The organism is Gordonia sp. L191 (genome assembly GCF_030077625.1).
GTDB lineage: Bacteria > Actinomycetota > Actinomycetes > Mycobacteriales > Mycobacteriaceae > Gordonia > Gordonia polyisoprenivorans_A.
In genome coordinates, this window is record NZ_CP125996.1 from 2,494,634 (window position 1) to 2,507,225 (window position 12,592).

The window sequence follows — 12,592 nt, forward strand, 5'->3', positions numbered from 1 at the left end:
GGTACCGGGGGGCGCCGCGGCTCCCGAGCCACTGTCGACCCGCGCCGACCGGACCCCGCGGGGGTGTGTGCAAGATGGGTGGCATGTCTGCCAGTCGATCCCGCGCCACGGCCCGTACCAGCACTCGCCGCACCGTCGGTCTGCTCGTCCCACTCGCCGCGGCCGTGCTCGTCGTCGCGGGGTGCAACTCCTCCGGAGGCTCGCAGACCCCCACGGATGTGGCCACCGTCACCCCGGCGTCCGCGAGTCCCGCGCCACCGGGTGCGCCACGGGCGCCCGCGGGCGTGACCATCCCCACTCCCGCCGGATCGGCGTCGCCGGCACTGTCGGACGGGCGTGTGGCGGTCATCGGCCCCGGCGGGACCGCGGTCCTGCGCTTCGACGAATCGGCCATCACCGCAGCCGCGTCGGCGGCTCCCGGGAACCTCCCCACGGCGACTTCCCTCGCGACCCCCGCACTCACCCACCTCGTGGGCACCGGTGACGGCGGCTTCATCGGCGTCGGTCCGGGCCACGTCGTACGGATCGGCCCCGACGGTCAGGTGCGCAGCGACGTCCTGCGCACCGAGAACCCCAGCGCCCTGGCCCGCACCGCCGACGGCCGCACCCTGGTCGGCACCGACAACGGCCACGTGCTCGTCCTCGATCGCGATCTGGCCCAGCAGCGCGACATCACCGGGTTCGTCCGGGTCGACGACATCACCGTCTCGCCACCGGGCGCCGACCTGCCCGGCGAGCAGGTCGTGGTGCTCGATCGCGCACAGTCGTCGGTGACCCCCGTCGACCTGGGCAACGGTGATCTGGGGCCGGCGCTGCGGGCCGGAAACGGTGCCACCAACTCCGCCGTCGACCACTACGGTCGCGTGCTCGTGGCCAATACCCGGGACGACGAGATCGTCGGATTCTTCGGATCACCGCTGGTGATGCGGTTCCGCTATCCGGTCTCCGACGGCCCCTACGCCGTAGACTACGACGACGCCCGCAATCTCCTGTGGGTCTCGACGACGGGCAACAACGAGGTGGTGGCCTATGACCTCGCCACCGGCGAACCGACCGAGAAGCATCGTTTCGCCGCGGTCGCCCAACCGGACTCGATCGTCGTCGACGACTCGAGCGGCACGGTGTTCGTGCTCTCGGCCCGGGACGGAGGAATCCAGGTGGTCACGACGGCTGCACAAACCGGTGGCGCGCCGGTGACGCCCACCGCTCCGGCGACCACCGGGGCCGCCCGATGACGACGAGGCGACCGGGGCAGGTGTCCATCGGATCGGGACGGGCGGGCGTGCGCAACGGCGCACGCTACCCGCGCGGCTGGGAGGTCACCTCCGAGGACTACGAGTGTCTGCTGGTACGACTACCCCCGGACGTCACCCGCGTCACCGCGTCGATGCGGTTGTCGTTGGAGGCCGAATTCGGCGGGTGGGAGCTGTCGCGGGTGCGGCTGTATTCCGACGGCACCCGCAAGGTGCTGCTGAAGCGCCGGCGTGCGCCGCGCGGCCCCGACGTCGGCACCGAGGCCACACGCAACAGCCTCGCCCCCAACGATTCTCAGTCAGACCATGCCCACCCCGAGCGCGGCGCCCGAGCATGCTGACCCGCCTCAACCGGGCGCTGTATCCGGTGCTGCTGCGCCTGATGTTCCTGCTCCCGCCCGAACGTATCCATCGCATCATCTCCGCCACCATCGTCGCGACCATGCGCGTACCCGCCCTGCGCGCGCTGGCGGCGCGTGTACTCGCGCGCCACGACCCGATCCTTCGGCAACAGGTGTTCGGCGTCGACTTCCCCGCCCCGCTGGGCCTGGCCGCCGGCTTCGACAAGTCGGCCACGGCCGTGAACGCCTGGGGGCAGCTGGGTTTCGGCTTCGCCGAGATCGGCACCATCACCGGCCGGGCGCAACCGGGCAATCCCGCCCCACGGCTGTTCCGACTGCCACGCGATCGGGCGCTGATCAACCGGATGGGCTTCAACAATCCCGGTGCCGAGGTCGCCGCCGACCACCTACGAGCGTCCCGCCCCGGCCCGGTGCGCGTCCCGATCGGCGCCAACATCGGCAAGACCAAGGTCGTGCCCGTCGACGAGGCCGTCGACGACTATCGGCTCTCCGCACGGCTTCTCGGACCCCACGCCGATTTCGTGGTGGTCAACGTCAGCTCCCCGAACACACCCGGACTCCGCGATCTCCAAGCCGTCGACTCACTGCGCCCGATCCTCGCAGCGGTACTCGAGGAGGTCACGGTGCCGGTGCTGGTGAAGATCGCCCCCGACCTCGCCGACACCGATATCGACGCCGTCGCCGACCTGGCCGTCGAACTCGGGCTCGCCGGGATCGTCGCCACCAACACCACCATCGGGCGTGCGGGTCTGCGCACCCCGGCCGCCGAGGTCGAGGCGATGGGCGCGGGCGGGTTGTCCGGGGCACCACTGACCGCACGGTCCCTCGAGGTGCTCCGCCGTCTGTACGGCCGTGTGGGAGGCCGCATCTCGCTGATCAGCGTCGGCGGCATCGAAACCGTCGACCAAGCATGGGAACGCATCCTGGCCGGCGCCGACCTCCTGCAGGCCTACACCCCGTTCATCTACGGGGGCCCGGTGTGGGTCGCCGGGATCAACGCCGGGATCGCCGACCGACTGCGGGCGGGCGAATACCCCGACCTCGCCGCGGCGGTCGGGGCCGGCGCCCGTCACTGAGCGCCGGCACCGACCGCGGTGTCACATATCTTCTGCGGGCTGCTCGTACGTACCGACGAGAGTGGCCCGAGCGATGGCGTGCGAGAACAGATTGAACCCGAGGTAGGCCGGTGTGGCGCCATCGGGCAGGCCGAGGGACTCGACGTCGACGGCGTGCACGACTACGAAGTAGCGGTGCGGGCCGTGGCCGGGAGGCGGTGCGGCACCGACGAATCGGCGCAACGACGCGTCGTTGGCCAGCGTCACCGCGCCGGCGGGCAGCCCCGACCCCTCGTCGTCACCGGCACCCTCGGGCAGGCTCGTCACCGAGACCGGGATGTCGGCGACCGCCCAGTGCCAGAATCCCGACGCCGTCGGCGCATCGGGGTCGTAGACGGTGACCGCGAAACTCTTGGTGTCGCTGGGGAATCCGGACCAGCTCAACTGTGGTGACGAGTCCTGACCACCGGCTCCCATCAGACCGCTCACCTGCGGATTGGCCAGCGGCGCACCATCTTCGACGCTGGTGGAGCTCACCTCGAAACCCGGCAGGGCGGGTAACGACTCGTACGGATCGACGTTCGACATCGGATCACCTTTCTCGTGGTCGGCGCGCTACCCGACCCACTGTATGCGCGCGCAGATCAGCTGTGCAGCAAGAAGTGTTCGAGCACCTTGGTGCCGAAGACGACCGAATCGACCGGCACCCGCTCGTCGACGCCGTGGAACAGGGCCGCGAAATCCAGTTCGCGCGGCAACTGCAGTGGAGCGAAGCCGAAGCACCGGACGCCGAGTTTCGCGAACGCCTTGGCGTCGGTGCCGCCGGACATCATGTACGGCACGGTCCGCGCGCCCGGATCGTGGGCGAGGATCGCCGCGTTCATCGCGTCGACGAGGTCGCCGTCGAAGGTGGTCTCGTAGGAGTCGAGGTGGGTGATCCACTCCCGGGTGACATTCGGCCCGATGAGCCGATCGATCTCGGCCTCGAACTCTTTCTGCCGTCCGGGCAGGATGCGGCAGTCGACGACCGCCTCGGCCTTCTGCGGGATCACGTTGGCCTTGTAGCCGGCCCGCAGCATCGTCGGGTTGGCCGTGTCCCGCAATGTCGCGCCGAGAATCCGGGCCAGGCTGCCGAGTTTGAACAGCGAGGTCTCGAGATCGGGTGCGTCCGGACGAAGATCCAGACCGGTCTCCTCGGACACCGCGGCGAGGAACTCGGCGACCGATTCACTCATCACGAGCGGAAAGGTGTGCCTGCCGATGCGGGCGACCGCCTCGGCCACCTCGGTGACGGCGTTGTCGGCATGCAAGAAGGACCCGTGGCCGGCGGTGGCATCGGCGGTCAGCCGCATCCACGCCAGCCCCTTCTCGGCGGTCTCCACCAGATACAGCCGCCGTTCGGTGCCGTCGGGCCGGTCCACCGTCAGCGAGTAGCCACCGACCTCGCCGACGGCCTCGGTGATGCCCTCGAACAGATCGGGCCGGTGCTCGACGAGCCAGTGCGCTCCCCAGGTCCCGCCCGCCTCCTCGTCGGCGAGGAAGGCGAAGACCAGTTCCCGTGGCGGCGTCGTGCCCTCACGCCGGAACTGCCGCGCGAGCGCCAGCGCCATGCCGACCATGTCCTTCATGTCGACCGCACCGCGGCCCCAGATGTAGCCGTCCTTGACGGTGCCGGCGAAGGGATGCACGCTCCAGTCGGCCGGTTCGGCGGGCACCACGTCGAGGTGGCCGTGGATCAGCAGGGCCCCGCGATCGGAGTCCGGGGGTCCGGGCAGGCGGGCGAAGACGTTGCCGCGACCGGGCTGACCCGATTCCACGTACTGGGTGGTGTAGCCCACCTCCTCCAGCATCGACGCCACCCATTTGGCGCACTCCTCCTCACCGCGGGTGGTCTCCAGCTCTCCGGTGTTGCTGGTGTCGAAACGGATCAATGTGCTGACGAGGTCGACGACCTCGTCGACGGCGCGCGGGGTGTTCGACTCTTCGGTCACACCCTCACTCCTACGGGATTTGGGATACCGGGGCAACCTCGGTTAGTGTTATCGCCGCCGGTGTGAGAGCTCGCCTCGCACGCCGGTTGACAATCAAGTCCGAGTGGCGGAATGGCAGACGCGCTAGCTTGAGGTGCTAGTGCCCTATTAACGGGCGTGGGGGTTCAAGTCCCCCCTCGGACACGCAGCAGACGAGGTCCCCGGGAATCCTCCCGGGGACCTCGTCTCGTTTCGCGCGGTTTCGGCTCAACCGTCGGCGTCGACGCCGACGAGTGTCCGGCCCCGGACATAGGGCAGATCGATGTCGTGTTCGTCATAGGCCCGCAGGATCTCCCGACGCAGCCGGCGCTGCACCGCCCACTGCGCGTTCGGTCGGGTCGTCACGGTCAGGCGCAGCACCACCCGATCCGACGCGACCTCCTGGACCCCGAGCATCCGCGGCTCGTCGACCACATCGGCGGCCAGTGTCTCGTCGTCGGCGACGGCCCTCATTGCGGCGTCGAGGGCGACCTCCTGCGCACGGTCGAGGTCGGCGCGCAGTGACACCGGGACCTCGACCCGGGCCACCGCATACTCCTGGCTCATGTTGCCCACGCGGGCGATCTCACCGTTGCGGACGTACCAGAGGGTGCCGTCCACGTCTCGGACCGTGGTGATGCGCAATCCGACGCTTTCCACCGTGCCGACCGCCTCACCGAGATCGACGGTGTCGCCGACACCGTACTGGTCCTCGAGGAGCATGAACACACCGGTCACGAAGTCGCGCACCAGGTTCTGCGCCCCGAACCCGACCGCCAGACCGATCACCCCGGCCGAGGCGATGAACGGTGCGATGTTGACGCCGAGCACCGACAGGATCGCCAGTGCGGCCCAGGTCAGCACGATGATCGACACCGTCGACTTGAGCACCGACCCGATGGTGCGGGCCCGCTGATAACGACGCTGCGCCACAGCCGCTTTGGCCGCCGCGGGGGTCTTCGTCCCGGTCGGCGAACGTTCGCGCAGATGCCGGATCAGGGCCGGCGCCCTGCGGTCGGCGGCGTCGGGGTTCCCGCGGGTCGCCCGATCGATGAGGCGGTGGGCGACCCACCGCACGATCAGCGCCCCGACGATGTAGCACACGATACGAATGGGCCGTTCCACCAACCACATTCGGTTGGTGTCGGTCCATTCGAAGGCGAGCTGCGCGATGGAGCCATGGGCCGTGCCGAGAGTCGAAAGGTCCATGCCCCGACGGTACGGAAATCCCGCGATCCGTCGAACCCGCTGCGCAGCGGGGGTGGACGCACCGGGGTGGGCCGGTGACCACCGGCAGGTGGGAGACTGGTGCGGTGACCCACCGTGTGTTCTTCGACTGCGATACCGGGATCGACGACTCGCTCGCACTGCTGTATCTGCTCGCCCGCGACGACGTCGATCTCGTCGGGATCGCCAGTACGGCCGGCAATGTGCCCGCCGATGTGGTCGCCACCAACAATCTCGCCTGGCTTGCGCTCTGCGGCCGCGAGGACATCGCGGTCCATCAGGGTGCGCCCGGCCCTCTGGTTGCCGACCTGATGACCACCGAGGACACCCATGGGCCGCTCGGGGTGGGCTATGCCGAGCTCCCCACCCCCACGCAGACCGTCGCCGGTCTCGACGCCGCGGACGCGTGGGTGCAGGCGGCCGCGGCACATGACGGGGAGCTCGTCGGACTCGTGACGGGTCCGATGACCTCGCTGGCCACCGCGATCCGCCGCGACCCCGACCTTCCGGTGCGGCTGCGACGCCTGGTGATCATGGGCGGTGCGTTCCATGTGCACGGCAACACCACCCCGACCTCGGAATGGAATGTGGCCGTGGATCCGGAGGCCGCCGCCGAGGTGTTCGCGGCGTTCGGCACCGATGGGGCGCCGGAACCGATCGTGTGCCCGCTCGATCTCACCGAATCCATCGCCCTGACCCCCGATCACACGGTGCGGCTGGCCGCCGCGGCCGGGAGTACCCCGCTGGAGTGCCCGGATCCCGCCGACGAACCGGGCACGCGGTCGGTGGCGACCAACGTGATCATCCGGCACGTGATGGACGCGCTGCGTTTCTATCTGGAGTTCCACCATGCTCACGACGAGGGCTACATCGCCCACCTGCACGACCCGTTCGCGGCGATGGTCGCGCTGGATCCGTCGTGGGTGCGGACCCGGCCGGCCCGGGTCGCGGTGGAACTCGCGGGCACGCTGACACGCGGCACCACGGTCGCCGACGAACGCGGGATGTGGGGTGGCGCACCGAATGCGCGGGTCGCCTCGACGACCGACGTCGATCGCGTCTTCGACGACCTCATCGAGACGGTTGCGACGCTCGCCCGGCGCGTGGGCAACCAGTCCACGGGAGCGTAGCGTTGGCGCGGTGACCCGCCTCGGCTACCAGATCCCGAACTTCAGCTATCCCGACACCGCACCCGATCAGCTGTTCCCCACGATCACCGCGCAGGCCGTCGAGGCGGAGGAATCCGGCTTCGACACCGTGCTCGTGATGGACCACTTCTACCAACTCCCGATGCTCGGCGAACCCGACGAACCGATGATCGAGTGCTACACCCTGCTCGCCGCGCTGGCCCAGCACACCTCGCGGGTGCGGTTGTCGGCGCTGGTCACCGGCAACACCTACCGCAATCCCACGCTTCTCGCCAAGATCGTCACCGCCCTCGATCTGGTGTCGGCGGGGCGCGCCCAACTCGGCATCGGCGCGGGCTGGTTCGAACTCGAACACGACTGTCTCGGGTACGAGTTCGGTACGTTCACCGATCGGTTCGAGAAGCTCGAGGAGGCACTGCAGATCATCCTGCCCATGCTGCGTGGGGAGCGACCGAGCTTGGCGGGCAAGTGGTATCAGGTCAGCGACGCCGCGAACTCCCCCGCCCCGCTCGGTCGGATCCCGGTGATGATCGGCGGCGGTGGTGAGCGCAAGACGCTGCGCATGGTCGCCCAGTACGCCGACGAATCCAACCTCATCTGCGGGGTCGACGAGATCGGTCGCAAACTCGATGCCCTGGCGCAGCACTGCGAGCGCCTCGGCCGCGATCGCTCCGAGATCGTCGTGACCCTGCAGACCTCGGCGTGCGTGGCCCCGACCCACGAGCAGGCGCAGCAGGAGTTCGACGCCTATGTCGCCCGCAACCCGCGTGCGGAGGCACGCCGCGGCGGCGCGATCATCGGCTCTCCGGAGGAGGTCGCCCAGCGTTACTCGGCCCTGCTGGCCACGGGCATCGACGGGGTCACGGTCAACGCGCCCGCCAACGGCCACCTTCCCGGCCGTGTCGACCTGCTGGGTCGGACCCTCGCGCCGCTGATCAACCGATAGGCAGGAACCGCCGATACGCGTAGCCCGCTACAGAACCGCGGCCCGGCGCCCGGTTCCGTTGCGCGCACTCACGTGTGCCGACAGCGATTCGACGATCTCCCCGGAGCGGACCGCGACGTTGGACAACAGCGTCGCGGTCAGCCCGTGGGTGTGCTCGGAGTTGCCCTGCACGTAGATGGCGCCGGTCACCTCGGGATCGGTGCGCAGCCGATAGTGTCGGTCGAGCACCGGTCGCCCATGGACATCGGAGTGACAGAAGCGGCCGAGGTCGCCGAGCATGGCACCGACCGGCGTGGGCTCGAAGCCGGTGGCGAAGACGACGGCGTCACAAAGGATCTCGAGTTCCTCGCCGTTCATGCGGTTCACCACCCGCAGGCGGGCCGCCTCGTCGGTCTCGATGATGTCGAGGACCTCGGTGGAGCCGTGGACGAACAGCCGCCGGTGCCCGTCGACCCGTTCGGTGTATTCACGCCGATACAGGGCGTTGATCAGTTCCGGATCGACCGCCGAGTAGTTGGTGCCGCGATGATAGGTGAGAATGCGTTCACGCCAGGCGGGTTGCGCCACGAAGTACTCGTCCACGGCACCGGGGTCGAAGATCCGATTGGCGTAGGGACTGTCGTCGGCCGGGGTGTAGCCGTATTTGGCGAACACTGCGTGCACCTGCGCGTCGGTCTGCTCGTGCAGGAATGCCGTTACCTCGGCGGCGCTCTGGCCGGCACCGATCACCGCGAACGCTCCGTGAGTGCTCTCGGGTAGCTCGGCGAAGCGATCGAGTACGTCGTGATTGTGGAAAACCCGTCGACCGGCGACCACACCAGCAGGCAGCTTGGCGCGGATTCCGCCGCCGAGCACCAGATGTCGGGCGCGACACGCGCCCGTCGGGGTCGTCACCTCGAAGGCGCCGTCGTGCCAGCGCACCGAGGTGACCTCGGTCGAATACTGCACGGGTATCGACACGCGCGCCGCCGCCCACTGCAGATAGTCGTGGAACTCCGAGCGCAGCGGGAAGAAGGTCTGCAGGTTGATGAAGTCGGTCAGCCGGTCCCGTTCGGCGAGATACCTCAAGAATGTGTAGTCGCTGGCCGTGTTCCGTTGTGTGGCGAGGTCTTTGAGGAACGACACCTGCATGGTGGCGCCGGGCAGCAACATTCCGGGATGCCATTGGAACCGATCGCGTCGCTCGAAGAACTGCGCGGTGATCGGCGTTGCGGCGGTGCGGTTGTGCTCCTCGAGAGCGATGGCCAGCGCCAGATTCGACGGACCGAACCCGATACCGACGAGATCCACCGTGGAAAGGTGCTCACTGCACACGCGCTACTCCTCTGCTTGCTCGCCGGGGCTGTCGGACTCGGGCCCGGTCAGGCGAGCCGATCGGCGCCATCGGGCGACACCCTTACCGATGTTCAGAAGGTAAGTCTAACCTAATCTCCAACGCCCGCGAATCGGGCGCCCCGCTCCACGGTGACCGCCCGATCGCCACAGATCCACCGGTCACCCATCCCGATCGGAGAAACACGCGAGATGATCTCATCGCCGACGTCGGCCGAGCACACTCCCGATGCCCTTGGCGCCCTAACCGGCGCGACCGGCGCCGGTGTCGCACATTTCCTGTTGTGCCGCAACACCTATCACGTCATCGGGGTGGGTTGCAGCACCGTGTACCACGACACCGACCGGGCCGCCCGCGCACTGCGAGACGGTGCGCTGGCCGCGATCGTCGGAGCCCTGCCGTTCGATGCCCGTGAGCGGGCGTCACTCATCGCGCCCGATCGGCTCGACCTGCACCACGGCCGGTGGACTCCGCCGACCGCCGCCGGGCGCCCGGTGGCGCGCTCCCGCATCGTGGCCGCCGTACCGTCGCCGGCCGACCATCATCGCCGGGTAGCGGCGGCGATCGACCGGCTCGCCGACCCCGGCGACCCGCTGGCGAAGGTGGTGCTCGCACGCGCCCTGACGGTGCACTCCGAGTCGCCGGTCACCGGATGGGACGTGGCCGCGCGACTGCGTGCCATCGATCCGCGGGGATCGGTGTTCGTCACCGACCTGCCCGGTCCCACCTCGGGTTCGCTCCCCCAATTGGTCGGCGCCAGCCCGGAGGTCCTGATCCGCAAACGCGGCAACATCGTGTCGGCCTATCCGCTCGCGGGCTCGTCGGCGCGCCTGACCGATCCCCGACTCGACGCCGAACAGGGTCGGGCACTGGCGAATTCGACGAAGGATCGCACCGAACACCGATTCGTCGTCGATGCCTTGCGGGCGGCGCTCGCGCCGTTGTGCCGCACGCTCGACGTGCCCGACGAACCCGAGCTGATGACGACGCCGACGATGTGGCATCTGGGCACCCCGATCCGCGGTGAGATCGCCGACCCGTCGACCACGGCCCTGGATCTCGCCATAGCCGTTCATCCGACCCCGGCGATCTGTGGCACGCCCACCGACCTGGCCCGCGATCACATCGTCGCGACCGAGGCCCGGCGGGGCTTCTACGCCGGCGCGATCGGATGGGCGGGCGCCCCGACACGCGGTCGCGACGGCACCGTGATCGCCGGTGACGGCGAGTGGATGGTCGCGATCCGCTGTGCCGAGATCGCCCCCGGTGGCCGGGAGATCACCACCTGGGCCGGCGGCGGCATCGTCGCCGACTCCGACCCGGACACCGAACTCGCCGAGACCGACGCCAAATTCGCGACGATCCTCGCCGCCCTCGGTATCGGCTGAGCCGGACGGTCGGTGGGTCGACCGGTCAGACCGCGACCTGCGCCGGTTCCGCCCACGCCAAGCCGTCGGCCGAGGGCACCAGACCGCCCTCGAGCAAGGGCGGTTCGGTGGCGCGGTCGCCGACCGCGCCACGTGCCTGCAGGGCGTTCATCTCCTCCATCACCTCACGGACCACCGGCGCACCGAACATGTGCCCCATCCGCTGGCCGGAGTCGGTGTCCATACCGCCGGTGGCGCGGGCGGCCTCGGTCAGTGCGTCGGAGGATCGGCGGAACCGCGAGACGATCGACGACGGGTGGGTCAGTGCGTCCTCTCCCGAGTAGCCGCCGGCGACGAGGGAGACGAAGGCCGTCATGTCGTTGCGGTCGAAGTTGGTGACCTTGCGCGCCTTCCAGAAGTACGAGTCCTCGGATTGCTCCATGTCGTAGAACGCCGAGAGGAACTCGTGGAAGACGGCGTACTCGCGGCGATAGCGGCCCTCGAACTCACCGAAGGCACGTTCCTCGGACATCGTGCCGTCGAGCACGCTGTTGATCGAACGTGCCGCCAGCACACCGGAATACGTCGCGAGATGCACCCCGGTCGAGAACACCGGATCGATGAAGCACGCGGCGTCGCCGACGAGCACCATGCCGTTGCCCCAGAAGCGGGTGTTGGCATACGAATAGTCCTTGCGGATACGGATCTCGCCGTAGGTGCCCTCGGTCACCCGCGTGGCGTCGGTGAGCATGTCGCGCACGATCTCGCACCGATCGATGTAGTGCCGCAGGGTCTCTTCCTGCGCACTGAGCACATGCTGCGCCTTGTCCTTGGCGATGACCACGCCGACGCTGGTGAGCGTGTCCGACAGGGGGATGTACCAGATCCAGCCCTCGTCGAACGCCGCGCAGAGGATGTTGCCCGCGTCGGGCGCCGGGAATCGTTTGCCGCCTTCGAAATACCCGAAGACCGCGACGTTCTGGAAGAACTCGGAGTACACGCGTTCGCCGCCGGCGCGCGAGGACAGTCGGGTCGTGTTGCCGGAGGCATCGACGACGAACCGGGCCCGCACGTGGTGTTCGACGCGGTCGGCGTCGAGGTAGCGCACCCCGGTGACCCGGCCGGTCTCGTCGGTGTCGACGCCGTTCACGCGACAGTTCTGCCGGACATCGACGCCGTTGTCGGCCGAATTCGCCAGCAGGATCTGATCGAATTTCATCCGCTCGACCTGATAGGCGTAGGAGCCCTCGCCGGCGAATTCCGGGGAGATCGCGAACAGGAAGTTCCACGGCACGGGGTTGGTGCCCCACCGGAAGCTGCCGCCGCGCTTGTGCATGAAGCCGGCGTCGCGGACCTTCTCATAGCAGCCCAGCAGCTTGCACACCCCGTGAATCGTGGAGGGCAGCAACGACTCCCCGATCTGATACCGCGGGAAGGTCTCCTTCTCGATCTGGACCACGCGGCGGCCGCTCTTGGCCAGCAGCGTGGCGGTGGTCGACCCACCCGGACCGCCACCGACGACGACGACATCGACGTTCTCGATCGTGACCTCGCTCATCGGGCCTGCTCCATCGACAGTTCGCGCACCCAGGATCCGACCACCGGGTCGGCGGCCAACGCCACCAGATCGGCGCGCGTCGCACCTGCGGCGCGCCACCGCTCGATCAACGACATCAACCGCACCGAATCCAGGCCGATGTCGAGAACGTTGGTGTCGTCGGTGATCTCGGAGGCGGGAACGTCGAGGATCTCGGCGATGTCGCCGATGATCCGGTCGCGGGTCACAACTGCATCCACAGATGCCATGGGCAGATCCTCACTTCGTACGGCCACCGGATGCGGTGGGATCGTGGGTCGGTACGGTGAGCGAGGCACCGTCCGCGGTCGCTACA

General features: G+C 68.9%; 12 protein-coding genes and 1 tRNA gene. 7 read left to right on the top strand and 6 right to left on the bottom strand.

Features of this window, described 5'->3' with window-relative positions:
* Positions 1–74: 74 nt before the first annotated feature.
* Genes QNM97_RS11215 through QNM97_RS11225 form a run of 3 tightly spaced genes read left to right on the top strand, consistent with a single transcriptional unit; the run spans position 75 to position 2,691 of the window.
* Complete coding sequence (locus QNM97_RS11215; RefSeq protein WP_283822782.1) at positions 75–1,235, top strand: YncE family protein; 1,161 nt, start codon at positions 75–77, stop codon at positions 1,233–1,235.
* Positions 1,232–1,594 (top strand): DUF5703 family protein, encoded by a 363-nt coding sequence (locus QNM97_RS11220; protein WP_283822783.1) that lies wholly within the window; start codon positions 1,232–1,234, stop codon positions 1,592–1,594. The genes QNM97_RS11215 and QNM97_RS11220 overlap by 4 nt, the downstream gene beginning before the upstream one ends.
* A complete protein-coding gene (locus QNM97_RS11225) occupies positions 1,588–2,691 on the top strand; it encodes a quinone-dependent dihydroorotate dehydrogenase (RefSeq protein ID WP_283822784.1) in 1,104 nt (367 codons plus the stop codon). Before QNM97_RS11220 ends, QNM97_RS11225 begins: the two co-directional genes overlap by 7 nt.
* Positions 2,692–2,712: 21 nt before the next feature.
* On the opposite strand, the gene QNM97_RS11230 is transcribed toward QNM97_RS11225, so the two are convergent.
* Together QNM97_RS11230 and QNM97_RS11235 are read right to left on the bottom strand one after the other, a co-directional pair.
* The gene (locus QNM97_RS11230) at positions 2,713–3,258 is read right to left on the bottom strand and encodes a YbhB/YbcL family Raf kinase inhibitor-like protein (protein WP_283822785.1); all 546 of its coding nucleotides are present in this window, start codon (positions 3,256–3,258) and stop codon (positions 2,713–2,715) included.
* 56 nt (positions 3,259–3,314) lie between these two features.
* Entirely contained in the window at positions 3,315–4,661 is a 1,347-nt protein-coding gene (locus tag QNM97_RS11235; RefSeq protein ID WP_006370132.1) for a M20/M25/M40 family metallo-hydrolase, read from the bottom strand.
* Between the two features lie 97 nt (positions 4,662–4,758).
* On the opposite strand from QNM97_RS11235, the gene QNM97_RS11240 reads away from it, so the two are divergent.
* Positions 4,759–4,844 (top strand) — tRNA-Leu (locus tag QNM97_RS11240).
* Positions 4,845–4,907: 63 nt separating this feature from the next.
* Here the strand turns inward: QNM97_RS11240 and QNM97_RS11245 are convergent.
* Complete coding sequence (locus QNM97_RS11245; protein WP_283822786.1) at positions 4,908–5,888, bottom strand: mechanosensitive ion channel family protein; 981 nt, start codon at positions 5,886–5,888, stop codon at positions 4,908–4,910.
* Between the two features lie 104 nt (positions 5,889–5,992).
* On the opposite strand from QNM97_RS11245, the gene QNM97_RS11250 reads away from it, so the two are divergent.
* Entirely contained in the window at positions 5,993–7,036 is a 1,044-nt protein-coding gene (locus QNM97_RS11250) for a nucleoside hydrolase (RefSeq protein WP_283822787.1), read from the top strand.
* 10 nt (positions 7,037–7,046) lie between these two features.
* Positions 7,047–8,000 carry an LLM class F420-dependent oxidoreductase gene (locus QNM97_RS11255; protein WP_283822788.1) on the top strand — a complete coding sequence of 318 codons (954 nt, stop codon included), beginning with the start codon at positions 7,047–7,049 and terminating at the stop codon, positions 7,998–8,000.
* Between the two features lie 27 nt (positions 8,001–8,027).
* On the opposite strand, the gene QNM97_RS11260 is transcribed toward QNM97_RS11255, so the two are convergent.
* The gene (locus QNM97_RS11260) at positions 8,028–9,314 is read right to left on the bottom strand and encodes a lysine N(6)-hydroxylase/L-ornithine N(5)-oxygenase family protein (protein ID WP_283822789.1); all 1,287 of its coding nucleotides are present in this window, start codon (positions 9,312–9,314) and stop codon (positions 8,028–8,030) included.
* 210 nt (positions 9,315–9,524) lie between these two features.
* Between QNM97_RS11260 and QNM97_RS11265 the strand changes: the two genes are divergently transcribed.
* Positions 9,525–10,721, top strand: a complete 1,197-nt coding sequence (locus tag QNM97_RS11265) for an isochorismate synthase (protein ID WP_283822790.1) — start codon at positions 9,525–9,527, stop codon at positions 10,719–10,721.
* Between the two features lie 25 nt (positions 10,722–10,746).
* Here QNM97_RS11265 and QNM97_RS11270 read toward each other — a convergent pair whose 3' ends face one another.
* Together QNM97_RS11270 and QNM97_RS11275 are read right to left on the bottom strand one after the other, a co-directional pair.
* Entirely contained in the window at positions 10,747–12,258 is a 1,512-nt protein-coding gene (locus QNM97_RS11270) for a tryptophan 7-halogenase (protein ID WP_283822791.1), read from the bottom strand.
* Positions 12,255–12,506, bottom strand: a complete 252-nt coding sequence (locus QNM97_RS11275; protein WP_283822792.1) for a phosphopantetheine-binding protein — start codon at positions 12,504–12,506, stop codon at positions 12,255–12,257. The genes QNM97_RS11270 and QNM97_RS11275 overlap by 4 nt, the downstream gene beginning before the upstream one ends.
* Between the last annotated feature and the right edge of the window lie 86 nt (positions 12,507–12,592).